Here is a 24125-nt window from a genome sequence, read left to right as displayed (position 1 = left end):
TAGCAGATATCACCAAACGCACTTCTGCTGCGAACACCTTCGCAAGAGGAATTGAATCGAACCCCGGTCCCGACTAGCTGCGACGCATCTGCCGCCGAACCCACAGCCGGCCCAGATACCCGAGCGTCACCATCAGCACAAACACGCCTACCGGCAGTCCCACCCGCTTGTACGTCAACGCAAAGTCGATCGTATGGTGTGTCGCCGTGCTGTAAAACAGACCGCCCACAATCGCGCAGAACGTTGCCGCAAAGAACGCCGCAAACCCCAGCGCAAAGCTCATCAGCAGACTCGTAAACCAGCCCAGATCCCCCAGTGGAACGCCAAACAGGTAGCCCCCTCCAAACGTCCGGGGAGTCGTCGAAGATCCGTTCTGTGATGCATGCGCCATACCAAGTAGAATACTGCTTTATGGCAGAAGGTGTTCAGAACGACTTGATTCAAGCGGAGCAGATCATCCGCGAAACCCGCGTGCGTATCGCCTCCAACGGCATTCGCTACGCTGCCTTCGGCGATAACAACCTCGAAGACAAAGACCTCGAGCGCATGGTCCAGGCCGTCCCCATCGCCATCGCAACCGCGCTCACACGCAAGACCTACTACTTCGTCCCGCTCGCCCTCAACGACCGTCGCGGTAGCGAGGCCACGCTCGTCTCAGCCGCCTACACCCCCGAGCTCGGCGACCAGGCCATCTGCCATCGCAACGTCACCCTCGACACCACCGAAGGCGTCTTCATCTCCACCCGCCTCCTCGGCGACCGCTTCGCCCTCGCATTCGAGTTCTTCATCAACGTAGGCCACGCCTTCGTCGACGCCATCGGCGTACCCGAGGCCTTCAACGAACTCGTCTGGGCCCAGGCCGTCGCCGACATCCGCGGCGAGACCAGCCAGGACGCATGGGAGAGCCGCAACCTCGCCCTCGCGCCCAGCCAGAAGAGTCCCATCCTCGACGGCAAGCCGCCCATCGACGAGAAGGCCAAGAACAACTTCCTAGAATCCGCCTTCTCCGACGCCGTCGCTATCTATCAGCTATCGCTCTCAGTCGACTTCGACTACTCCGAGTTGCGCGAGCGCGAGTACCCGCTCCTCGCCCCGCTCGCCCTCGCCGACCGCCTGCGCCTCGTAGCCCGGCTCTTCCCGCCGAACCCCACCTACGAGTTCGCCATCCGCTACCGCCGACGCGCTTAAAAACCGCTTACTCAGCGGGAGGTCACTTCGTGACGCGTATACCTTGTCACGCAGCGACAAGCGGCAAGGGTCCTCCCGCTGGTCGGAATCCGAAGCCGAGCAACGCGAGGCCCCAAGAAGTTAGCCCCACCCCGACCGGTACAAAAGTCACGAAGTGAGCTCCCGCCGAGCAGGCGGCCCGTCCGGCAGGACAAAATCTTTTAGCAACCCCAAGCATCCAATCTTCTAAGAGGACGCACATGCCCACCATCACAACCTGCAAGAGCTGTGGCCAGAAGAACCGCATCACTGCCAATCACCTCGCCGACACTGGCAAGTGCGGCGCATGCAAGAATCCCCTGCCACCCCTCAGCCAGCCCCTTCAGGTCGACACCCAGCTCTTCGACGAGATCATCCAGACCTCGCGCGTTCCCGTCCTCGTCGACTTCTGGGCCGAGTGGTGCGGTCCCTGCCGAGCCGCCGCACCCGAAGTCGCCCGCACCGCCACAGACATGGCTGGCCGCGCCCTCGTCCTCAAGGTCGACACCGATAAACATCAGCAGCTCGCCGCCCGCTACAACGTGCGCGGCATCCCCAACTTCGCCGTCTTCCACTCCGGCAAGCTCGTCAGCCAGCAAGCCGGAGTCGTCGGCCACGACGTCATGGAAAACTGGCTAAGATCGGCTGCCAGCTCCGCCGCCTAACCTACAAGCACCAACGAGCAGACATAAAACAAGCAAGCAATGAAGCAAAGTTGGCATTGAGCAGCGCTAAACGAGGCTAGTGCTGAACGAGCCTGCGTCAATGAGCAGGAAAGTGCAGCCCAAGCGACCCCAGAAGCCCAAACGTTTGCAGCAGCCAGACGATCACCGCAATAATCACCACAATGCGGATGATCTGTTTGATCGTCCCATCCATCGGGATCAACCCGATCAAATACAGCAGCAAACCAATCACAATCAACGTAACCACGACACTAATCAGCGTAGGCGTAAGCATAGGAGCATCTTCCTCTTTCTAAAGTTCTCCTTACGTCTGATGCTCAGAGTATCCACTTCCAGCCTAAGCCCACCAAAATAAACACTCGAACCTCGCCGCCGTTGCCGTTGTCTGTCCTTTTGTTGTCATCCCGCAAGGGGATCTGTCGTTGTCGTTGCAGTTGCACTTGCTGCTGATTGTCCTCTAGTTTGTCATCCCGAAGGGATCTGCTGTTGCCTTTGCACTTGTCGGTTTCTTAAAACCAAGCCTGTCAACCCTCGACCCGGCGCAACTCTATACAAAACAAAGACATACACCATGCGTACTAGTTATCCCCCAACCCCTATACTGGACATAGAGCATTAAACTTTCGCCAGAAATTTTCGCTCAGAATTTAACTCGTTTAGAAACAAATATTTACCTATAAGCCACCTGAAATGAAATATTTACAGCGGCCAAACATGCTAAGCGAAGGAAAAGAGGACACTTAGCCCTACCCACCCCCCAGGCGGAGGGTAACCCTACGGCGGAAAGAGGAGGAGCATTGGCAAGGACAACCAGCTCAGACCAGAACCAGCCCATGCCCCCAACGCTCGATCAGGACACGATCGTAGCCATCTCCACCCCACCCGGCCGCGGCGGCATCGGCATCGTCCGGCTCTCCGGCCCAGCCGCCCGCACCATCGCCGAACCCCTCCTCAAACTCCGCCACCCGCTAGCCCCAGCCCAAGCCCGCTTCGCCCACATTCTGGATAGCAACGGCGAAACCCTCGACGAGGCCGTCGTCACCTGGTTCCAATCCCCCCACTCCTACACCTCCGAGGACGTAGTCGAGATCGCCGCCCACGGCTCCCCCGTCCTCCTCGACCACCTCCTCCGCCAATGCGTCGCCGCCGGTGCCCGCCTCGCCGAGCCCGGCGAGTTCACCCAGCGAGCCTTCCTCTCCGGACGTCTCGACCTCACCCAGGCCGAAGCCGTCCACGACCTCATCGAGTCCAGCACCCTCCACCAGGCCCGCATCGCGGCCCAGCAACTCGGCGGCTCCCTCTCCCGCCAGATCACCCCCATCAAAGAGCAGCTCATCGCCCTCATCGCCGCCCTCGAAGCCGGAATCGACTTCGCCGAAGACGACATCGACCTCCTGCCCACCGCACAGATCGCCACACAGATCCAGGCTGTCGAAGCCCCCCTTCAGGTGCTGGAACAGACCTTCGCCTACGGACGCATCGTGCGCGACGGCTTCACCCTCGCCATCGTAGGCCGTCCCAACGCCGGCAAATCCTCCCTCTTCAACCGCCTCCTCCAGCGCGACCGCGCCATCGTCACCGCCACTCCCGGCACCACCCGCGACCTCGTCACCGAACGCATCTCCCTCGAAGGCATCCCCGTCGAACTCGTCGACACCGCAGGCCTCCGCCAAGCCACCGACGAGGCAGAATCGATCGGTATCGCCAAATCCCGCGAGGCCATCGCCGAAGCCGACGTCGTCCTCCTCGTACTCGACGCCACCGTGCCCCTCCACCCGGAAGACAACGCCACCATCGCCAGCCTCACCGGCCGCCCTCTCTTAATCGCCCGCAATAAGCACGATCTCACCACCAACCAACCACGAACCACCACGCAAGAAACCATACAAAGCACCACACCAGACCCGATGCCATGCACCACGATAGAGACCTCTGCTCTCACCGGAGAAGGTCTCCCCGAACTGCGCCGCGCCATCCTATCCCGGGTCACCCAAGCAACACCCAACGCAGAGACCGCGCTCCTCACCAACCTCCGCCAGCAGCAAGCCGTCTCAGGCGCCCTGCGCTCCCTCGCCCAGGCCCAGCAAGCCCTCACCGCATCCATCCCCCACGAGATGCTCCTGCTCGACCTCTACGAAACCCTCCGCTCCCTCGACACCCTCACCGGCACCACCACCACCGACGATATCCTGAACCAGATCTTCAGCAAGTTCTGCATCGGAAAATGAGAGCGCGGGTGGTGTGGTCAACTGCGAGGCACGCCGATCACTTCACATCGAAGCAAAGAGCAGTGTGATCGGAATAATTTGAGTAATTTCGACGCGAATAAAACTATTCGGCTTTAGCCAGCGAGGATGCGTCCCCTTTTGTAACAAGCCATCCGGATCGTCTCTCGCCAATAGGCCGCTTTCGCGCGACGCTTGAAGGTTCACCCCAACATACGCGATTACGTCCACCGGCCTTCGCCTGATAGAGAGCTCTGTCGGCTGCTCCAACCAGATCGTTCTGGCAGTTTGCACTGCCTGGCCAACATGTTGCCACGCCGCAGCTAACCGTCGAGAGGCGAGGATGACTGCCCTCGGCCTGCATCGCTGGCGATCCGGCAACCTCCACCAACTTGCGGATTCGCTCGGCTACAATCATGGCGCCCTCTTGCATCGTTCCAGGCAACAGGACAATGAACTCTTCTCCGCCAAACCGCGCGGCAAAGTCGTCCTTGCACCGCAGACTCTGCAACAACAGCGACGCAACCCGCACCAGCACGCGATCGCCATAGAGATGCCCACTGGTGTCGTTGACCGCTTTAAAGTGGTCGATGTCGATAACAATGGCAGATATACAGGTTCTTGCTTCTTCGGCTTCGTGCCAGAGTTTTGCGAACTGCAGCTCGTAGGCGTGCCGATTGGCGATACCGGTTAAACTGTCGATGCTGGAGATCCTCTGCAGTTCGATGTTCAACGTGGATAGCTCGCTGCTCTGTATCTCGCTGCGAAGACGCATGAGATAGCCCATGCGCTCCTCGCGTCCGATACTGTGGTTCGCGATCAAAGTCATCGCAATGGCACAGATGGCCAGCGTAATCCCTAGCAGCTTCTCTGATGGGTTGAGAAAGTGATCATGCTGAATGAATAAGATTTCGCCAAGCAACAGCACGCTGGATGCAATGAACGCGTAGGTGAAGTAAATCCGCATCACGACATTAACGAAGATGACAGTGACGATTAGACCCACCTGGGCGTATGCAGAGGAGGCAGAACTTTTATTACTTTCAAGATATAGGTGTGTCAGCCCGATAAGGCAGCTCACGAGAGCGATGCTGGTCTCGCGATAAACCTTGTTCGGATTCCACCGCATGCTGGCATTAATCAGCAGGGCAAGCGGCGTTATGATGCACAGACGTATCTGTAACGCAAGCCAGGAGTCTCCTCCTCGGATGAAGTATTCGACAATGACGTAGATATTGAAGAGGCCTATCGCCACGAGGCCTTCAATCCAGAGGCGCGAAGAACGCTGAGCCGCAGTTGACCGCTCAAAGCTGCTCTCAAGAGGCTCGGCCAACGTTAGTCGCTGGACACCTCTGCCTGAAAGTCGCGTTATCTCTCCGATCGCAAGTTCGTGGATTGACGTACTCTGCATCTGGAATTCACTTCTTTCTTCACGATTGCCTCAGCTGGCTGTACTTCATTTTCACCGTGGTGAACGCAAATCGCCACTGAAACACTGCTCTATCAAAGTACCAAAGTGCGGTATCAAGAGGGCGGTCATTCCTGACCAGGCATACCACTTTTGGGTTATTTCAATATTAGATCGCTTATGCTACTAGAATGCCGCTATTCACTCGGCCCACACTTACTACTCATCATACTGCTCACGGTTCCGCTGCACCAGGTTTTCGGGGGCCGATAACTTGCTGCCGGCCAGTGAGCTCGAGGCAGAATTACAGTAGATCCTATCTGCTTCATCAATGCCTCTTGTTTGCTGAACAGAGAGACAAGAGATGGCAGGCAAAACTATAAGATATTTGAGTGATTTGGCAAGCTGTGCGGTGTAGATAAGTTGACATCAGAAATAGTTGCGAGTGGCCATCACCGTTATGCATATGATTGATTTTTGACAGACGATGTGACGAAGGGGGGATAAATTGAACGTGCATGAAAGCACATTAGGAAAAAGTTGTTGCACACCTTCCTCGAATCACTTATCCGTACAACAGCCCTCGTCAGCTACGGAAGTGTCTTCGGTAAGCACAGGTGTTCATCATGCGGTTGCCGGCATGATTCATCTACCGGGCGGGGAGTTCCTGATGGGAACCGATGGCCTGGAAGGATTCCCACTGGATGGCGAGACGCCAGCAAGAAAAGTAACAGTGAGTCCGTTCCATATCGGCCGATCTCCTGTGACTAACCAACTCTTCGCCGAGTTCGTCGACGTTACAGGATATAAGACAGAGGCTGAAACGTACGGTTGGTCGTTCGTCTTCTGGAGTCACATATCGAAGGACCGCTTTTCTGAGATGGTTGAAGACACGGTGGCAGCGGCACCCTGGTGGTGCAAAGTTAGCGGGGCTTATTGGAATGCTCCTGAAGGCCCCGGTTCAGACGTTGGGAAGCGCATGAACCACCCTGTCGTGCATGTGTCGTGGAACGATGCGCAGGCCTACTGTCACTGGTCGGGCACGCGGCTTCCAACGGAAGCTGAATGGGAGTATGCGGCCCGCGGCGGCTTGATACAGAAACTCTACCCATGGGGAGATAAGCTTCGCCCGAACGGCGAACATAGATGCAACATCTGGCAAGGAAAGTTTCCCGAGTTCGATACGGGAGATGATGGATTCACAGGGACATGCCCAGTCGATGCATTCCCTCCAAACGACTTCGGACTTTACTCTGTTACTGGAAACGTATGGGAGTGGTGTCAGGATTGGTTTGGCACCGCAAATGATCGGAACAGATCAGGGGCTAATCCTGCAGGGCCTGAGACCGGAACGGGAAGAGTTATGAAGGGCGGCTCTTTTCTATGTCACAAGTCGTACTGCAATAGATATCGCGTCGCAGCTCGGAGTTCGAATACGCCGGATAGTTCAACGTCGAATATGGGATTTCGTTGCGTCATAGATGCACCAGAAAATTAAATATTCTTCGCGTCTTCCAGATCGTAGACGTTACCTCCTTATTATTATTGTCATTGCCTCCGTTGTTCTTGATCTAATCGAGGACGTCATACGAAGACGATGGCAGCAGCAACACGACGACAACTAAGACTCGCGAAAGCGGTAACCAATATGGCTTTCCGTAAGGATATAGGTCGGACGAGCGGGATCGTCCTCCATCTTTTTCCGGAGTTGATTGACCAGGACTCGCAGGTACTCACGCTCATTCCCATATTCTGGTCCCCATAGAGTAGTCAGAAGACGCTGGTACGGCGCGGGTCGACCGGCATGTTCCATGAGATAGCTGAGCAGATCAAACTCTTTAGGGGTTAGATGAATTTCCACTTCCAACTTTTGGACGCGATGGCGAACGCGATCCAACGTTACATCCCCGATGACGATCAGTTCATTCGGAGCGACCACAACTGCCTTGGAACGCCGGATCGCAGCGCGCAGACGCGCTGTTAGCTCTCTGATCTGGAATGGCTTCGTCACAAAGTCATCTGCGCCGGCATCGAGGGCTTCTACCTTATCGTCTTCCTCGTCGAGTACGGTTAGCATGATGATGGGGAGGCCGGGATACTGTTGGGACATCTTGCGGCAAGTTTCGATGCCACCCATTCCCGGCATGTTGATATCCAACAACACCGCATCGTAGTCGACCATGCGGAGTCGAACCAGAGCATCTTCTCCATTGCCGGCCTCCCCTATAACGAATCCCAAGGCATTCAAGGTCTGGAATAGGCTTTGTCGAATTCCCGCGTCGTCCTCTACTACCAGCACTTTGCTTCGGTGTTCCACGACCCACCTCTTCTAGATCATTCTGGGTAACGTAAGGAAAAACGTAGTTCCGGACTGTTGATTGCTGTCGGTCCATGCTCGTCCGTGATGTGCTTCTGTCACGCGTTTGACGACGGAAAGGCCAATACCCGTACCCGATGCTTTACGATCCGAACCTGGGCTGCGATAAAAGCGCTGAAAGATCTTTTCCCTCTCCTCGATCGGAATGAAGGAGCCGTCGTTTCGCACGCTAATGATTACTTCTGATGGCTCTTCCTGAACATCGATCATGATCGACGAACCGAGGCCACCGTACTTAGCGGCATTGTCCAGTAGCTGAAATAGCGCCATCTTGAGAAGTTGTTCATCCGCCATGACTATGCTTCGTCGCGCAGTTGGCTGAATATAAACGGGACGGTCGCTGAGTTCCTGCGATGATGCTCCAATGCTTTTTTCTATAAGTTGTATGAGATCAACTCGCTCCCTCTTCAATTTGAGATCAGCACTGTCGACCCTTGCCGTTCGCAATAGGCGCGTTGTGAGGTCGTTGAGTTGTTCGGCATATTGATCAATGAGCTCCACGAGGGTTTTTTCGGTACCCGACAAGGTATTCATCTCAAGTAGGCCGGAGCTTGAGCTCCTGATCGTCGTCAAGGGAGTTTTGAAGGCATGAGCGAGTCCATCGAGAACGGCGGAGCGTAGTTGTTCAGTCTGTCGACCTGCTTCCGCAGTGCTCATGGCAGAGAAGGAACGTTCTCTTTCAATGGCTCCTACCGTAAGTGAAGCAGTTGCGCTGATAGAAGTAGCATCAAGCATATGTCGTCCGCAGATGAGTAATGAACCGATGGGTCGCGTACCCGAATGTAAAATTCGCCTGGAGATGGTCGCTTCCAGGTTGTCCATGCTGTCTTCCTGAAGGTCGGTTGAGCGAAGTTCCGACTCAGCAACGTCGCAGATACCGGCGGTGGATAACTGCTGATTGTAAGCATTCCAAAGCACGACACCGCGTACCTGAAGCGTGGATTGGATGAGGTTCGCAAGCTGCTGATCGAGCGGTTCTTGTGGATCGAGGAGAAGGATATTTTGGCTTAGCTCGTATAACTTCTGCAACTGTGACCGATGAACTTCGGATTCGCGAGCGTGTCGAACGACCTGATCTGAGAGACGGCTTACGAGTAAAGCAACACTTTCGAAGGTCGCCAAAGCGATCCAGTCGTGCGAGTCGGTTATATAAAACACAAACAGTGGTTGAGTAAAAAAATAATCGATGCATGCCACGGATACTAATGAAGCGATACTCGCCTCGAGAAAACCCCAATGAAACGCAATGACCGTTACGAGAAAAAGATGAAGGGAGGTCGCTGCGGAAAGGTTGAAATGAAAAATAAACGAGATCCAGGTGACGAGCAGGACGGCTGCAATGCTAATCGCAGTTCTGACTATGGCATCGCGAATTTTTCTTTTGGACATACGTCTCACAACCTGATGAGCCGAATGGTAGCGCGTTCATCATAAAGATTTCGTAAGGAATTCCATGATGCGCATTTAATGGATTTCACAGTTCACTGAGGATGACTGGTTAATTTCAGTCTTTCGAGGTGAGTGAAGTGAAATATATTAGAGACTTTTTTGTATTTGATTCAGCAATTGCTGCTAAACCGACGCCGAAATCCAAAGATGACGAGGCGCTAATTTATAGCAATAAGCGAAGCATTCATAACTATGCACCAATAAGGATTACCTCAAGATCTCGCTTTTGCGTGGAGACGCTTTCCCTCCTTACTATTTTTATGATTCTGAGCATGACAGTACACGCCTTCGCCCAGTCCACCTTCGGCAGCGTGAGAGGAACCGTGCAGGACGACACAGCCGCATCCATCGCTGGTAGTCAGGTCATATTGCACAGCACGGATGAGAACACGGAGCGAGTCGTAAGCTCCGATGCTTCAGGCAACTTCATATTCGAAAACGTAAAGGCAGGTCACTATAGCCTTCGTGTGCATCATGATGGATTCGCAGATAACGTGCTCACTGGTATTTCGGTGGAAGCCCGTCAAGATCTGAGACTGTCTGCCGTGCTGACCATCGCCAGCCAGTCGACGACCGTTGAGGTTACCTCTGCCGCAGACCAGATGAACACCGAGAATGCAACACTTGGAGATTCAAAGGACAATCTGCAGATGACGCAGCTTCCATTGAATAATCGTGCGACGACGACCAGTCCGCTTGGAGCGCTTGGTCTTTCACCGAATGTCCAGACGGATAGTTCAGGCAACATTGCACTCGGTGGCGCGAGCTCCTCCATGGTGAACTTTTCTGTCGACGGTATTTCGACTGCGAACGTCCGGCAGAATGGCGCGTTGCAAGATGCTTATCCTTCGCAGGAAGGGATCGCGGCTGTGAAGGTGACCTCGTTCAACAACAGCGCAGAGTTCTCGCAGATCGGCGACGTTACCTTTACAACGAAGAACGGAACCAACAACTACCACGGCAGCCTGTTTGAGTATATTCAGAATCAGGCCCTTGATGCCATTCCCTATGGTTTCAGCCAGAAGGCGCCGAAGAAGTTCAACACCTTTGGCTTTTCACTAAGTGGGCCGGTAATCATTCCTCGCCTTTACAACGGACATAATAAGACATTCTTCTTTGGAGACTACGAAGGCAATCGCCGGACGACCGCAGTCGCGCAGCAGTTCACCGTTCCGACACTGAATGAACGAAACGGTGATCTCACTGCGCTCACCCCACCATGCACACCCTCGCCTGCTAACCCATGCCCACCCACGCTGGTGATTCCCGCCGGGAAGATCAGCGCAACGGCGAAAGCGCTCCTTAATTACATCCCTCTGCCAAATGCCCCCGGACAGTCTGGCTTCAACTACGAGAACTTTCAATCGACACCGGCGCGGACGGATGGCTCAGACATTCGTATCGATCAAACCATCACATCGAAGCAGTCCGCCTATGCACGCTTTAGCCGTAAGAACATTACTTCGGATGTTGCCAATCCATTTCTCCCTAACGACGCGGATTCGGTCCACAATCGCAGCTTTCTGTTTTCTCATACCTACACGATTACCCCAAGGATCCTGAACGAGTTCCGCTATGGATTTACAAATGTCATAACAAGCGTCAACTTCCCGATTCAAGGATCTGATGCACTAAATCAGCTCGATCTGACAGGCGTAAACATCAGTCAGCACCCGACGACGGATGCATTTCCCACATTTAACTTCAGTGCAGGCACCGGTTTTCAGCCGATTGGCAGAGACAAGGCTGGTATTACGCAGTCCAAGACGACGCAGTTCAGCGACAACGTAACGTACACCTTTGGTAGACATACACTGAAGGGTGGACTCGATATTCGCAGGGTCCGGTACTTCGACCTGGAGAGCTTTGCACCGGAGTTCGCATCGGATGATTTTGGCGACTTCATATTTCAGCCGACATTTACACAAAGTGCTTTTGGCGACTTTCTGGAAGGCGCGCCAACTACACTTAACTTTGCTGTATCCAGCCCTGACGTAGGTGGAACAGCCACACAATACAGCTTGTTTGCTCAAGATGAGTATCAGTTGAACAACCGAGTGACTTTGAGCTACGGGTTGCGTTGGCAGATTCTTCCTGGTTTTCAGGAGGATGGTGGCAATCTGGCTAACTTCGATCAACGGAACAACTCGATTGTGGTTCCAGATGCGTTGGCGGGATATCTCGCCAAACAAAACATTACGCCTTCCAACGTTGCCTTCCAGCAATCGTTCAACGCCTGCAACCTGAATAACACCACTCTTCCCTGTACGAAGTACGTGACGGCGAGTCAGGATGGTTTACCGCAAAGTCTACGTAACACCTACAAGGGCAACTTCCAGCCGCGCGTCGCTGTAGCTTACCGTCCTTTCAACGATACAAAGACGGTTGTCCGTGCAGGTTTTGGTATTTACACGATGACGAATCTTGGACCGCTGTCGTTCAACAACAGTGGTAATCCGACGTCGAGCCTGCACAGCTATGCCAATAGCAATATTCCTGGATCGAATACACCCCTCATCCAGTTTCCCAATACAGCTCCTCCTAGCACTACGGCACAGATCGGCGGAGGAAGTCTCGATCAAGGTGTAGACCCAAACTATCGCGATCCACAGTCGAATCAGTGGAACGTAACCATAGAGCGCGAGATCTCCAACAATACATCCATCCGTGCGAGCTACGTAGGGATGCACACTTACCGGCTGAGCATTACGGAAGACCTGAACCAGATTCCCGCAAGTACAACACCCTTCGTAACAACAGCCGCCAGCCCTTATGTTGACCCACGCTCTCCCTATACGAACTGGACCGAACTGTTCAGCACATTCAACGCCGGTGAAGCAAACTATCGTGCGTTCGAGTTGGATGCGACACATCGCATGCAACATGGGCTGTACTTTGATGCAAACTACACCTTTGCTAATAGTGTGGCGGATAACCAAGGCGACGCACCGAGTTCCTTTGCAGGTGAGGTCAACTATGGTCTTCCAATCGCAAACCGCTTCAACGTGAAGAGTGATCTTGGCAACGTCGAAGGCACGCGCCACCACCGCATGCTTCTGACGGGTGTCTATCAACTGCCATTTGGCCGAGGTCGTAGCTTTATGAACGACGGCGGCGTAAAGGATGCTTTTCTTGGCGGTTGGGATCTTACGACTGTGACATTGCTCGAAACGGGTCCATGGTTGACGCCTAGTATTGGCGCAGGAAACGATCAGTCCAACACAAATGTGGCGAACCGTGGCGCAGTTTTGCGTCCGGATGTTGTTTCGGGAAATTTTTATGCAGGACAGTCGAGAACGCAGTACTTCAACCTGGCTGCCTTTGCACCAACACCCGTAGGAGCTGGCCGCTTCGGCAATGCCGGAGTCGGTATCCTACAAGGACCGGGCACCGCAACGGTCAGCCTTGGCGTCGCAAAATCGATTCGGATCACGGAACAGGTGCATGCGCGCTTCGAATCAACTTTTACCAACGTACTGAACCATACAAACTTTGCCCCGCCTGCAACCGCAATCGATAGTCCTTCTACCTTTGGAGCATTGATCGGAGCACAAACTGCCGAAAATGCCGGGAACCGTACAGGGCAGGCTGCACTCAGAATTGATTTCTAAGGAGACATCTTCTTTTTTCAGGGCGAGAACCTAGGTTCTCGCCCTTTGTTTTTGTCTAAGAAAGCTACGGGCGTATCGTTCGACGATCGCCTACAGGCTGCTAACTTCCAAGTGAATGGTCCGCACCGAAATGAAGGCGAACCTGGTCGGGTTTAGCGGCGGCGATGTTTAAGAGATCGCTTGGGTGCCGGTTTCGGTTGTGGGGGCGGGAGGGGTGGGAGACCAGCCACAGCGAGCAGAAGCTTATTCGCACCATTGAAGAGGTTCAGATGAGTGTCGACAGAACCGTCTGTGGCAGCGAGGAAGATCGCGGTGCGCTGAGAGTGGTTGATGGCGATATAGGTCTCAAAGCCACCGCCGCCGCCCGTCTTTTCGATGATGTGCGAAGGCGAGTTGACTGGCAGGATGTGAATCCATCCGAGACCGATACCGGTTGGCTCACCGGCGTGATCGAGACCTTTTTGGCTGACGAGGTGAGAGGGAAGAATGTAAATGGCTTGAGCAGCGGGGTCTTGTGAGAGATCTCCTGGACCACGGGTCCCGAGCAGGTATTGAAGCCAGATTGCCATGTCGGCAGCGGTGGAGTACAGTCCTGAGCTTCCAGCGGTCGGCTCAGTCACAGTGCAAGGTCCTTCGTCATTGGTGCTGAGAAGCAGATGGCTGCATTGCTCCGCGCTTGGAAAGAATGTCGTGTGCTGCATGTGGAGCGGATTGAGAGTGCGCTCGGCAAGGAGGGCTGCGTATTGTTTGTGGGTGGCGGCCTGGAGGGCATCGCTGAGGAAGTCGAAGGCGACATTCGAGTAAAGAGCGGCCGTACCCGGAGTGCTGCGGAGTCGCTGGTTTGGTAGCCATCGCCAGCGCGTGCGATAGTCAGGGAAGGTGAAGTGAGGGCTTCCAGGAGGTGCGTTACCCAGTTCCCTTGGAAGGCCGGATGTATGGGTTGCGAGGTCGGCAAGGGTGATGGGTTGGATGTGTTTGGGCACAACTATGTGGGGTGAAGAGAAACGCTGAAGCGGATCGTCGAGTCGTACGGTCTTGTCCGTTACGAGTTTGGTTAGGACGTCGGTGGTGAATATCTTTGTGAGAGAGCAGAGCCTCAATAAAGAGTCCTGCGTAGGTGCCTGACGGGAGTTGGGCGCCGTCTCACCGTATCCGTGGAAAAATACCTGGTTGTCGCGAACGACTACGAGAACCATGCCAGTAGAGCCAGACTGAAGGAATAGATCTGAGCCGAGAGCATCGATGGATTGCAGGTTGGGGAGTGACGTTTGGGCGTACACCTGCACGCAGGTTGACGTGAGGGGTAACAGAAAGAAGAAAAATAGTGTTCGTAGAAATTTAGAGTGGCTCATTTTGTATGTAGGTCTTAGAGTACAAAACGAAGCCAATTCCTTAGGACAAAAATGCAACTGCCGGAGATGCTGTCGCTGGACAGATACCCGCACACACGGCATTTATTGATGCCCAATGCTCACGCGATGTACTCCCCCATAAGCTGGCAATTTGGTTGACTTATAGGGTATTTTCATTCACTCACTTGCTGTTTCAACCGTAATCTGGCCGCATGGCGCAGGTTGGAATCGCCCTAAGCTCTTTAATTCCTAGCGATACTTATCGGTCGAGACGAGTCGGTCGTTGCCTTTGCGCTACCGGGGCGTTTGTGCCTCCACCAGAGCCGATACGAGTACCTCGAGGTCGGCGGGATTGACATCGCTGACGGCGATGATGCGCAGCTCATGCGTCGTCGCATGACGAATGGCAAAGCCAGATTGAGTTCCAGGCAGCACCGTCACCATGGGACTAGCCGATCTCTGGGTAAGAAAGACCGAAACCTCGTGCTTATGGATGGTGAAGAGAAGCAACGCCGCGGGCTGTCCGTTGAGATATGCGAGATCGCCGCCCTTGAGAGTGGTATCCGCGGGAAGAGCGTCTGGCAGGTTGAAGCTAAAGGGCAGCTTGCCTTGGAACCAGGGCTTTACCGTGTGACGGTCGGTCGATATCACTTCGGGAGAAGCGCCGCTGGATAAGGTGGCCAGGTGATGATCGAGCAATTCGGCGGAGAGGGTATTGGCCTGTCGAGTCTGGCGCCAACCAATTAGCGAGGCGGCAAGCACCAAAGCCGCGGCCATTGCAGCCCATGCAACGGAACGAAACGAGTAGATGCGCGCAGTCTTCTTAGGTTCCTGAGGACGGAGCTGCGCCGTCAACCGTGCAAGTGCTTCAGGCGGAGCGGAAAATCGTTGGGCCGCGCGGGCCGTGGCGGTTTTGAGCTGTGTTGCAGAGAGAACTCGCAACGCGCATGAGTGGCAATCGGCTAGATGTTGCTGAATTTCAGTAGCCTCACTATGAGACAGCTCGCCGTCGATAAAGGCACTGATTTGATCCTGGCGAAGATGTCCATTCACTTGCGGTTGAGTCATAGCGATTCCCCGAGTTGCAGTTTCAACTGTTGATGAAGGGTGCGCCGAGCGCGAGAGATACGCGACATCACAGTACCGATCGGAACATCGAGGACTAACGCAATGTCCTTGTATTTGAGCTCCTCCACATCGCACAGAAGCAACACCTCACGAAGGTCTGGGTGGAGATCATCAAGAGCCCGGTTGATCGCCGCTTGATTGTCGAGTCGAATGAGATGTTCTTCCGGCGTCGGATTCGCGTCGATGGTGTCGGGCAGGTCGGAACGGTCTTCCAGAAAAACTGTGCGTGAGGCCGCGATACCGGTACGCGAGGTGAGGAACGTGTTTCGGAGGATACGGAAGATCCAGGCTTTGAAGTTGGTGCCTGACTGAAAGGAGTCGAAGGCACGCAGCGCCTTGGAGATGGCCTCCTGCACAAGGTCCTCCGCGTCTGCATGATTGCGGCTGAGCCAGAACGCGTGGCTGTAGAGCGATGGCAGAAGAGGCAGCGCGAGTTGTTCGAAGGATGCGCTATGGAAAGGGGAGGGCATGGTGCGAAATTCCTCGAGTTGGCCCTGAACATGAGACATGCTAAGCCTAAACCAAATAACCGTCGGTTTATTCCATCCTTTTTATTTGTGGGTTGCGGAGAATAAAAGCGGGCTTCGGTAGTTCTCCATTGTGCAGGCAATCAGAATCAATGGAGTTCGATATGAATCGATTAACCGAAGACGAAGTAGTGCAGGACAATCAAGCGCAGCCGGCAGGCGACGGAATCGACAGACGCAACTTTCTGGGGTGCATGGCATGGGCAGGCACGGGCCTCCTTTGGACAATGGTAGGCGGAGTTCCGGCGTCCAAGTTGCTGGCTCAGACGATGAAGGCCAATGGTGGCGCGGGTACAGGAAAGATCGAGGATTTCTCCTTTGTCCAGATCAGCGACAGTCACATTGGATTCAATAAGGGCGCGAATCCGGATGTAACGGGAACACTGCAAAAAGCTATCGATAAGATCAACATCGTTCCGGCAGGCATGAAGGCACCGGATTTCATGATTCATACCGGCGACATCACACAGAACTCGAAGACTTCGGAGTTCGATACAGCTGCGCAGGTCATTAAAAGCGCAAAGGTTGGAGAGGTGTTTTACGTTCCGGGCGAGCATGATTTTTCGCTCGATGATGGCGCGCTGTATAAGCAACGGTTCGGCAAGGGCACCGTCGGGAATGGTTGGTATAGCTACAGCCACAAGGGCGTCCACTTCATTGGGCTGAACAACTGCGTTCAGGTCGATGCGATGGGAAATCTCGGCGCGGAACAGCTCGCCTGGCTTAAGTCCGATCTGGCGGCCTTGAGCGCTTCGACACCCATTGTAGTTTTCGCGCATATTCCGTTGTGGATGGTCTATGAGAAGTGGGGCTGGGGTACGGCCGATGGTGCGCAGGCGCTGGCTCTTCTGAAACGCTTTGGCTCGGTCACCGTGTTGAACGGCCACATTCATCAGGTCGTTCAGAAAGTAGAGGGCAACGTTGCCTTTCATACAGCGATGGCCACGGCATTCCCGCAGCCTGCACCGGGAAGTGCGCCGAACCCGGGACCGATGGCTGTTCCAGCCGGCAAACTGCAGAGCGTGCTCGGCGTTACCAACGTCAAGGTCGTTCGCGGACACAGCCACCTCGCTGTGGTGGATCACTCGCTGGCGGAGGGCGCTTGAAACATCTCGGTGAAGTGATCGCGTTGTTTGTTGTTTGTCTAACGGGACTGTCGTTTGTACATCCCTTCGGGAACCCGCGTGTCGAGCCTCGAAAGGGGCTCAACACACTGCTCCAAGGCGCCAATATCCCTGCGGGTGCGAAAAGTGTTCTGGTGACCAAGTGCGCTGACTGTCACTCGAACGAGACGAGATGGCCGGTCTATGCACGGCTGGCACCCGGCTCCTGGTTGATCGAGCGGGATATCGTTGAGGCGCGCAAAAAGATGAATCTCTCGCTTTGGGACCAGATTCCTCCCGATCAACAGGTCGCACTGTTCGGACAGATGATTCACGAAGCAAAGAGGGGGGACATGCCGCCTCTGCAATATCGACTTCTGCATTGGGACTCCAGACTGACATCAACAGACGTCGCATCTCTCTCGATGATGGAAACCAGTAGCCACCAGGAGGCGAGCTTGAGCGGCTCTGGCGATCCCATACGCGGTCAGTCCGTATTCGAGAAACGATGCACGGGTTGTCATGCGACAGGGGAGGGTCATGAAGGACCGCCGCTTGCCGGAGTCTTTGGCAGGAAGGCCGCAGGCGTGACAGGCTTCGGCTACTCTGCCGGTTTGAAGAACTCCGGAATAATGTGGGATGAAACCACGCTGGAGAAATGGCTCAAGGATCCCGACATATTAGTGCCTGACAACAAGATGGACTTCCATGTTCCATCAGCCCAGGAGCGCTCGGATCTGATTGCATATTTCAAACGTCAAAAAGGTCAGAACTAGAGAGTTCTCAAAGCGATAAGGAAACGAGCCCTAATCTTGTAAGCGCGGCCTGCCGTGATCGGTAACTACTCATCGTTCCGGCTGAATCTGTGTATGCGGTGTTTGAATCCAAGCAGGAGATAAACGGCCCATTCGTCGAATACGCACAAAACGCAATTCGTTCTATTCGCAATCGACATTGGACCAGTGCCGAAGTTAGAACAATAGAGGGCCTGCGGACGGCAAAGCTTTCCGAGGGTATTTCGGAGGGGTCGGCTCAGGAAGGTGCGCAGCAGTCAAAAGAATCGCCATCGCGGACGTGTTGAGGCCTGCAGTAAAGGGCTTCGAGAGCGATCTTGTATCATTCGTCGAGCTGCTGCAGGGTATGGCCAAAATTGAGGCTGCTCCTTCACTGCTTGCTTCGATCAACCGCCACGCGTTTGTGCAGAACGGGCTGGGCCTCGTCGATGGTCCGAACTGCCCTCTGTGCGACACAGCCTGGAACATGGAGCAACTGCGAGCGCATCTGCGCGACAAGCTGGAGCGATCACGGGAAGCTCAGGCTATTCGTGAGCAGATCTTAAAAACTCCCGCGAAATCACTACAGCAGTTATTCGCATCCGGGCACTTACTGCAGCCGCTGCGAAAGTTGCCGAAACTCCCAAACACCTGGCGACCGCGCTTGCTGGTAGTGGCGCAGGAGCGACTACGCAATCTACGTCTTGCTAGATGCGACGCGGAAGAAAAAAAGCTGAAGCTGCCCTGGAGAAGGCAGCTTACAAAACCTATTGCGAGGTTTCGGAAGCTGCGCTCGTCTCTCTGTACGAAGAGGTTGAAGGTGAATTTGGGCGGTCTACCGGGCCATTAATCAAGACGATGAGGGCGATTTCAAAGCCAAGTTTGAAGCGGCAAACGGCAAGCTGGGCTTGCTCGTCGATTTTCACAAGAAGAGCATGTTCCCACCTTAGCGCTTATCACAACCGCGAAGCTGAGTTTAGTTTGTATGCTAAGCAACATGCGTTCCAGACATGTCAACCTGCAACTCGTTGGTGCCTTTGTTATGCTTGCCTTCGCCCTCGCAGGGGTGCATTCGATGCGAGCCTGCGCGCAGAGCATGGTGGCCTCCCCTCTCGTTCTCGACGGGCTGGGCAAGGAGACTTTTACGCTTGACGGCCCATGGCAGTTTCACCCTGGAGACGATCCCGCGTGGGCAAGTCCGACGTTCGATAGCTCTGGCTGGGAGCGGCTGAGCGCGGCCCAGCCGTGGGGTAAGCAAGGGCATGCCCAGCTGACAGGTCTCGCCTGGTACCGCTGCTCGATCGTGCTCATCGCATGGTCGGGGGGGCGGGCTCAGGATTTCTCCCTGCTGGTACCGAATGTCAACGACTCCTACGAGGTTTACTGGAATGGATCGCTGATCGGGCGTAATGGCAGGTTGCCGCCTCGTCCAGTCTGGCGCCTTTCGCAGCCGATGCAGACTTTTCAGCTCGGCCAGGTGCGGACGGGTGTCCTTGCGGTGCGCGTCTGGAAGGCCCCCCTGCTCTCCGACGATTCCGGTGAGCGCGGCGGTTTTGATGCTGCGCCTTTGATCGGGAGTTCTGAAGCCATAACCACTGCGGCGGCGGCGGATCAGTTTCAGTGGTTGCGCAGCCGGCAACTCAATTTTGGCGTCAATCTTATTTGCGCCGTGATCGCCTGTGTGAGCTTTCTGCTCTGGTTGGGAACTCCCAGCAGATGGGTCTTGCTGTGGACCGCAGGCTTTGCGATCGCTCAACCAACTATTCTCCTTCTGTTGAATGCTCATTTGAGCTTGCCATACTCCCTGGCGATGGGAGCTGCGCAACCCGTATACGCGTTGCAGGACATATCGCTGTGGTTTCTTCTTCTATGGCTTCTCTGTCTTCACGAGGAGCGCACCATTGGCCGGATCACACGGATCTGCGCTGCGATCTACGCTACAGGAGAGGTTCTGGATGGTGTGCTGGTTGCGGTCAGTTGGAATCCGCAATGGACGGCACGTGCGCAGGTGTTCGACGCCGTATTGACGTTCTTCTCTTTCCTGTTTCAGATCTTTCCCCTGGTTCTGGTGGGCTATGCGCTGTTCCGGCGTAAGCGGTTCGATTCGGCGCGCTGGCTGGTGGCCAGCCTGGCCTTTCTCGACGAGATGATGCTAGTGTTCGGCTACGCCGTTAAACAGGGGCGCCAGTTCACCGGTTGGTCGATCGCGGACAAGATCGACTCGCCTATGTTTTTCCTCGATGGCAATGGCATCTCTCTCACCACGATTGCCGCTGCGCTCCTGTTCGTTGCTCTTATTTACGCGGTTTATAACAGCGTTCGCGAGGATCAACTGCAGCAGGAGGTGCTGAAACGAGAGAAGCTGGAACTGCTGCACGCCAGCGACCGGATGCGGCATCACGCTGAACATGATGGTTTGACTGGCCTGTGGAATCACCGTGTCATCGTCGAGCGATTGAGCCAGGAGATGATCCGCTCGATTCGCGAAGGCACGCCCCTCAGCGTGATACTGGCCGATATCGACCATTTCAAGAAGGTCAACGATAGCTTCGGGCACCTGGCAGGGGACCTGGTATTGAAAGAGATTGGCAACGTGTTCACGCAGTGCCTGCGGCCGTATGACTGCGTGGGCCGGTACGGTGGCGAGGAATTTCTAATGATCCTGCCGAATTGCGGGATTGAAAGCGCGCTGCTGCGCGGCGAACAACTGCGCGCAGCAGCGCAGTCAGCGCGTATTTTGGATGGCGAGACCATGCTGCAGGTCACCATAAGTTTTGGCGTGGTGTCGATTCTTCGGTCACAAGAAGGAGCTGAGGCCGTCATTCGTGCCGTCGATGCAGCTCTCTATCGGGCTAAGAAGTCCGGACGCAATTGCGTGATTCAGGCTGAATCGGATCTCTCAATTTACGCGCGCTAGCCTCGTGCCGCATCCCGATGCCACATCCCGCTGGGAGCCTGCTGGGCAACCACGACAAGACCTGAGACGCGGTGTCCTGTTCGTGGCTGCCCAAAATCCCGTGTGCGGGTGCAGGGCTCCGTATAGCGCGCTGGGCATCGTTGGATCAGTGTGCCGCCGTTACTCCGGACCGTCGCCGAGAAGCAACGCCTGCTTTGCGAATGCTTCTTCCGTGCAGGCTCGTACCTGATTTGTGATGCCCGCCCATACCGGATTGATGCTGGATTCATCGTGAGTCGTGCTGGCCAGGTCCGCTTCGTGATCTGTGCGCTTCTGCAGTCCGACCGCGTAGGGTGGAAGCTCCTTAACCAGCCTGAAAGCGGCAGCGATGACGACGCCGACATCATCTTTGAGATCTTCCGGCACGGAAGCGTAAACGTCCTCCTTGTGCTCTTCGATCCATTGAAAGGCGATAGGTAATACGAAGGAACTTACCCAGTCGCCATAAGCATTCAGAGCTTCCATTCCGGCGATCCACGACGGGTGGGTCTCCCAGTCTCGGCGGGCACCGGGGGCGTGAGGGTTGCGAGGGGGCGGCGGACAGTAGGTACAACCTCTTTTTATGATCTGCATAAGACTCCAAAGGATCGAGCGCGACGCAGCACGACTCGAGCCGCAGTTTGTGACAGCAATTGTTTGTCATTCAGACCATCTTCACAATGGCCTGTTCGGTTTAGGAACTCGCCTTGGGACGAGTGCTTACGAGTGTACAGGGCGGGCATTGCGGGGTCAGAAGACGGACGGGCTCGCTTCTGCGCCCCCGGAATGCGAGGCGGTGGCAATGACCTCTCGCGAAGCCCTGTAGTCCACAGTCCGTCCAGTTCCGCCAATCTGAAAGGCACCTGGCTCTACTGGACGAAGGTCTTGTCGAGAGAGTCGATCTGGAGGTCTTCAAGGTGGAGGCGTGGGCTCACCGATCAACCAAAATTCCACTCCCTGCTCATCAGCTTCTTCGCCTTGACAGGCCTTGCCATGCACTCATTGGACTTCACTGAGTTATTGCATTTCTGGTGGCACAACAAACTCACGAGATTGGCGTTCGCCCGACATTGGGAGCAGATAGGAGTGACATCCTGCGCCTGGCGATGGAACGAAGTCTGAGGCTGATTGTCACAGGGACAGCTCCTTGGCCTAATACTCGCGCTGCTGACTACGCGCTTGTTTTCCAATCTTCTGTTCGGCGTAGGTGCTCATGATCCGGCTACGTTTAGCATCGCAATACTGATATTGGTCGTCATTGCGCTTTTAGTTACTCTGCTGCCGGCTCGTAATCCAAAAACAAGACGCCCAGCGAGCACTCGCTGGGCGTCTTAGTTGAGCATGAATTAGAACTGATACTTGAGTGCAAACTGGATCTGCCGAGGAACATAGTTGGCCGATCCACTTGTGATTTGGCCGACATTGTTTGCTGTGTAGGTGTACTGGTTCGGATTTCCGGCGGTTGGTACAGCATTATAGGTATTGTTTGGATTGGCGAAGTTCGTTGTGTTCACGATGTTGAATGCTTCTACACGGAACTCAAGGGTGGACGCTTTGTAGACAGGGAAGCTCTTGAAGACCGAAAAGTCAACCTGACGGAAGTGCGGGCCGTAAAGGGGATTTCTGGCTTCGGAGCCCAACGTTCCAGAAAGCTGCGGCTGAAACGCGGTGGTGTCAAAGAATTCGTTCAGATTAAACCCACTGCGGTTAGCACTGTGAATTTGATTCGGACGCGAATTGCCTGTAGAGCCGTTCGTTGTGCTTACAACACCGTTATTCTGGAGCACTGTAAAGGGGAGGCCACTTGACCAGCGCAGCAGAGTATTGGCCTGCCAGCCTTTGCCAGCTAATGCCGCAACGCCTTTTAGGTTCTTGCCGAACGGCAGTTCGTAATTCGCAGTAAAGTTCAGGCGATTCCGGAGATCAAGGTCACTGTTGCCGTACTCGATCGTGCTAAGTTGGGTAGGAACGGCTCCATAGCCATCATTAACCTCATTGCTGTAGCCCAGGACGTTGTCAAGGCTGTGCGCCCACGTGTAGTTGGCGCCGACCGTCAGGCCTGCCGTAGCACGTCGGGTCAACGAGATCTGAAGCGCTTGATAGTTGGAGGCGCCTGTACTTGTGAACTGGGCAATCTGTGTCGCGTTGGGCAAAGTGGAGCGGTACGGACGCAAAGTGTTAAAGGCGACCGCAGGCGTTGTTCCCTGCTGTGTAGCCAATGCTGCGAGCGCAGAATTGGAGATCAGAGCTGGCGAGTTCTGGTCATTGGTGATCTGAGCCAGATGCCTGCCAAGTTCGCCGACATAGGTAATCTCTAGCACATTGGCACCGAAGCTCCGTTCCACGCCGAGGTTGAATTGTTCGAGATAAGATGTACGGAACCCGGCATTGAGAACACCATTGACACTTCCCGAAGGATCCGTGGCGCTGGATTCTGTGGGTGCGGGCAGACCTTGTGAGAACCGCGTCGGCGCGACACCGGTGGCGGGGTTTACCAAGCAGCTACCGTTAGTGCACTGGTAGTCAGAGACGAAGGGCTGGGCCTTTTCTGAGCCGTTCGATGTGTAGTTGCCTTGGAAGTAGGACATTCCAAAGCCCCCGCGAAGCACCAAGTTTGGTTTTGGCGTGTATGCGAAACCGAAGCGAGGGCCAAGGTTGCTGTAGGTGGGGTTGAGCCCCGCGTATTTGTTTACACCGTTCTGGCCAGCGACCAGCAGAATACCGCTCACGGGATCGAAGTTGGTCAGTGCGTTTTTCACTTCGGTAAAGGGGGTCAGTACCTCATAACGTAGGCCGATATTAAGCGTCAGATTCGACGCAGCGTGAAAGTCGTCTTGAATAAAAACGTCTGGCTCCCAATTCCGATAGTGCGGCGGGACAAGGTCGTTGGAACGTTGCACATTGGTGAAGTTTCCCTGGAGCAGTGCTGCGAGTCCCGTCGCATCCTGGTTAAGAGCATTGAACGTATAGTCGCCGATGCCGTAGTTGTTTTGCAGATTCTCGGCTTGGCGTCGGATTAAAGCCGCACCAACCTTGATGCTGTGTTTGCCGTGATTGATCGAGAGCGAACCATTCTCCTGAAAGGTGTTGTCGATATCTTTGATTGGGATGAAGGCCCCGTCGCCGATGTCACCGTAACCGGCGGTTGATGCTGGCGTGAGACCCGACGTGGTGGCATCGCCGAGGTTAATTCCGGGCAAACCCAGCGCTTCGCTTGCATTTACACCATAGTTGAGAGGCAATGATTGATTGTTGACTCGCGTGAACCCAAAGCCGAGTTGGAGAAGAACATTCGAATTGATAGTGCGCACAAAGTTTATTTGCGCATTTTGTGCTGTGTCGATT

General features: G+C 54.9%; 19 protein-coding genes. 9 read left to right on the top strand and 10 right to left on the bottom strand.

The genetic code is table 11. The features are described from left to right. Positions 1-73: 73 nt before the first annotated feature. The gene (locus tag GSQ82_RS21060) at positions 74-391 is read right to left on the bottom strand and encodes a hypothetical protein (RefSeq protein WP_158794279.1); all 318 of its coding nucleotides are present in this window, start codon (positions 389-391) and stop codon (positions 74-76) included. 20 nt (positions 392-411) lie between these two features. Between GSQ82_RS21060 and GSQ82_RS21055 the strand changes: the two genes are divergently transcribed. Both GSQ82_RS21055 and GSQ82_RS21050 read left to right on the top strand, forming a co-directional pair. Continuing rightward, on the top strand, positions 412-1188 hold the full coding sequence (locus tag GSQ82_RS21055) for a hypothetical protein (RefSeq protein ID WP_158794278.1): 777 nt from the start codon (positions 412-414) through the stop codon (positions 1186-1188). A 239-nt stretch (positions 1189-1427) separates the two neighbouring features. After that, positions 1428-1871: a co-chaperone YbbN gene (locus tag GSQ82_RS21050; protein WP_158794277.1), complete on the top strand. Its 444-nt coding sequence runs from the start codon at positions 1428-1430 to the stop codon at positions 1869-1871. Between the two features lie 97 nt (positions 1872-1968). Here the strand turns inward: GSQ82_RS21050 and GSQ82_RS21045 are convergent, their stop codons facing one another. After that, positions 1969-2166: a Thivi_2564 family membrane protein gene (locus tag GSQ82_RS21045; protein WP_158794276.1), complete on the bottom strand. Its 198-nt coding sequence runs from the start codon at positions 2164-2166 to the stop codon at positions 1969-1971. Between the two features lie 559 nt (positions 2167-2725). Between GSQ82_RS21045 and mnmE the strand changes: the two genes are divergently transcribed. Continuing rightward, positions 2726-4120, top strand: coding sequence for a tRNA uridine-5-carboxymethylaminomethyl(34) synthesis GTPase MnmE (gene mnmE / locus GSQ82_RS21040; protein WP_158794842.1), 1395 nt, complete (start codon positions 2726-2728; stop codon positions 4118-4120). A gap of 103 nt (positions 4121-4223) precedes the next feature. Here the strand turns inward: mnmE and GSQ82_RS21035 are convergent, their stop codons facing one another. Further along, positions 4224-5450 carry a GGDEF domain-containing protein gene (locus GSQ82_RS21035; RefSeq protein ID WP_158794275.1) on the bottom strand — a complete coding sequence of 409 codons (1227 nt, stop codon included), beginning with the start codon at positions 5448-5450 and terminating at the stop codon, positions 4224-4226. Positions 5451-6165: 715 nt separating this feature from the next. Here GSQ82_RS21035 and GSQ82_RS21030 point away from each other — a divergent pair. Next, a complete protein-coding gene (locus tag GSQ82_RS21030; protein WP_158794274.1) occupies positions 6166-7023 on the top strand; it encodes a formylglycine-generating enzyme family protein in 858 nt (285 codons plus the stop codon). 123 nt (positions 7024-7146) lie between these two features. On the opposite strand, the gene GSQ82_RS21025 is transcribed toward GSQ82_RS21030, so the two are convergent. Beyond that, positions 7147-7842 carry a response regulator transcription factor gene (locus GSQ82_RS21025; RefSeq protein WP_158794273.1) on the bottom strand — a complete coding sequence of 232 codons (696 nt, stop codon included), beginning with the start codon at positions 7840-7842 and terminating at the stop codon, positions 7147-7149. A gap of 12 nt (positions 7843-7854) precedes the next feature. Continuing rightward, positions 7855-9291, bottom strand: a complete 1437-nt coding sequence (locus GSQ82_RS21020; RefSeq protein ID WP_158794272.1) for an ATP-binding protein — start codon at positions 9289-9291, stop codon at positions 7855-7857. Positions 9292-9623: 332 nt separating this feature from the next. On the opposite strand from GSQ82_RS21020, the gene GSQ82_RS21015 reads away from it, so the two are divergent. Then, the gene (locus GSQ82_RS21015) at positions 9624-12962 is read left to right on the top strand and encodes a carboxypeptidase-like regulatory domain-containing protein (RefSeq protein WP_254061828.1); all 3339 of its coding nucleotides are present in this window, start codon (positions 9624-9626) and stop codon (positions 12960-12962) included. Between the two features lie 152 nt (positions 12963-13114). Here the strand turns inward: GSQ82_RS21015 and ampH are convergent, their stop codons facing one another. From ampH to GSQ82_RS21000, 3 genes are all read right to left on the bottom strand, one after another. After that, positions 13115-14314 carry a D-alanyl-D-alanine-carboxypeptidase/endopeptidase AmpH gene (ampH, locus tag GSQ82_RS21010; RefSeq protein WP_158794270.1) on the bottom strand — a complete coding sequence of 400 codons (1200 nt, stop codon included), beginning with the start codon at positions 14312-14314 and terminating at the stop codon, positions 13115-13117. 294 nt (positions 14315-14608) lie between these two features. Continuing rightward, entirely contained in the window at positions 14609-15382 is a 774-nt protein-coding gene (locus tag GSQ82_RS21005; protein ID WP_158794269.1) for an anti-sigma factor, read from the bottom strand. Continuing rightward, a complete protein-coding gene (locus GSQ82_RS21000; RefSeq protein WP_158794268.1) occupies positions 15379-15912 on the bottom strand; it encodes a sigma-70 family RNA polymerase sigma factor in 534 nt (177 codons plus the stop codon). Before GSQ82_RS21000 ends, GSQ82_RS21005 begins: the two co-directional genes overlap by 4 nt. Positions 15913-16073: 161 nt before the next feature. Between GSQ82_RS21000 and GSQ82_RS20995 the strand changes: the two genes are divergently transcribed. From GSQ82_RS20995 to GSQ82_RS20980, 4 genes are all read left to right on the top strand, one after another. Then, entirely contained in the window at positions 16074-17075 is a 1002-nt protein-coding gene (locus GSQ82_RS20995) for a metallophosphoesterase (protein WP_158794267.1), read from the top strand. A gap of 14 nt (positions 17076-17089) precedes the next feature. After that, complete coding sequence (locus tag GSQ82_RS20990) at positions 17090-17848, top strand: heme-binding domain-containing protein (RefSeq protein WP_256370118.1); 759 nt, start codon at positions 17090-17092, stop codon at positions 17846-17848. Positions 17849-18212: 364 nt separating this feature from the next. Beyond that, entirely contained in the window at positions 18213-18695 is a 483-nt protein-coding gene (locus GSQ82_RS20985) for a hypothetical protein (protein WP_158794265.1), read from the top strand. 192 nt (positions 18696-18887) lie between these two features. Next, positions 18888-20762: a GGDEF domain-containing protein gene (locus GSQ82_RS20980; RefSeq protein WP_254061827.1), complete on the top strand. Its 1875-nt coding sequence runs from the start codon at positions 18888-18890 to the stop codon at positions 20760-20762. A 159-nt stretch (positions 20763-20921) separates the two neighbouring features. Here GSQ82_RS20980 and GSQ82_RS20975 read toward each other — a convergent pair whose 3' ends face one another. Together GSQ82_RS20975 and GSQ82_RS20970 are read right to left on the bottom strand one after the other, a co-directional pair. Then, a complete protein-coding gene (locus GSQ82_RS20975) occupies positions 20922-21266 on the bottom strand; it encodes a hypothetical protein (RefSeq protein ID WP_254061826.1) in 345 nt (114 codons plus the stop codon). 860 nt (positions 21267-22126) lie between these two features. Continuing rightward, positions 22127-24125: TonB-dependent receptor (locus tag GSQ82_RS20970; protein ID WP_158794263.1), on the bottom strand; the 1999-nt coding region annotated here is incomplete at its 5' end.

Source organism: Granulicella sp. L60 (genome assembly GCF_009765825.1).
GTDB lineage: Bacteria > Acidobacteriota > Terriglobia > Terriglobales > Acidobacteriaceae > Edaphobacter.
This window is presented reverse-complemented; position numbering and strand designations above follow the sequence as displayed.

What these genes read in the sequence shown, in the direction of transcription:
- GSQ82_RS21050 (WP_158794277.1), top strand. Translation starts at nt 1,428, where the DNA reads ATGCCCACCATCACAACCTGCAAGAGCTGTGGCCAGAAGAACCGCATC.
- ampH (WP_158794270.1), bottom strand. Translation starts at nt 14,314, where the DNA reads ATGAGCCACTCTAAATTTCTACGAACACTATTTTTCTTCTTTCTGTTA.
- GSQ82_RS20975 (WP_254061826.1), bottom strand. Translation starts at nt 21,266, where the DNA reads ATGGAAGCTCTGAATGCTTATGGCGACTGGGTAAGTTCCTTCGTATTA.
- GSQ82_RS21020 (WP_158794272.1), bottom strand. Translation starts at nt 9,291, where the DNA reads ATGTCCAAAAGAAAAATTCGCGATGCCATAGTCAGAACTGCGATTAGC.
- GSQ82_RS21045 (WP_158794276.1), bottom strand. Translation starts at nt 2,166, where the DNA reads ATGCTTACGCCTACGCTGATTAGTGTCGTGGTTACGTTGATTGTGATT.
- GSQ82_RS21060 (WP_158794279.1), bottom strand. Translation starts at nt 391, where the DNA reads ATGGCGCATGCATCACAGAACGGATCTTCGACGACTCCCCGGACGTTT.
- GSQ82_RS20985 (WP_158794265.1), top strand. Translation starts at nt 18,213, where the DNA reads ATGGCCAAAATTGAGGCTGCTCCTTCACTGCTTGCTTCGATCAACCGC.
- mnmE (WP_158794842.1), top strand. Translation starts at nt 2,726, where the DNA reads ATGCCCCCAACGCTCGATCAGGACACGATCGTAGCCATCTCCACCCCA.
- GSQ82_RS20980 (WP_254061827.1), top strand. Translation starts at nt 18,888, where the DNA reads ATGCTTGCCTTCGCCCTCGCAGGGGTGCATTCGATGCGAGCCTGCGCG.
- GSQ82_RS21015 (WP_254061828.1), top strand. Translation starts at nt 9,624, where the DNA reads ATGACAGTACACGCCTTCGCCCAGTCCACCTTCGGCAGCGTGAGAGGA.
- GSQ82_RS21000 (WP_158794268.1), bottom strand. Translation starts at nt 15,912, where the DNA reads ATGCCCTCCCCTTTCCATAGCGCATCCTTCGAACAACTCGCGCTGCCT.
- GSQ82_RS21030 (WP_158794274.1), top strand. Translation starts at nt 6,166, where the DNA reads ATGATTCATCTACCGGGCGGGGAGTTCCTGATGGGAACCGATGGCCTG.
- GSQ82_RS21055 (WP_158794278.1), top strand. Translation starts at nt 412, where the DNA reads ATGGCAGAAGGTGTTCAGAACGACTTGATTCAAGCGGAGCAGATCATC.
- GSQ82_RS20995 (WP_158794267.1), top strand. Translation starts at nt 16,074, where the DNA reads ATGAATCGATTAACCGAAGACGAAGTAGTGCAGGACAATCAAGCGCAG.
- GSQ82_RS21005 (WP_158794269.1), bottom strand. Translation starts at nt 15,382, where the DNA reads ATGACTCAACCGCAAGTGAATGGACATCTTCGCCAGGATCAAATCAGT.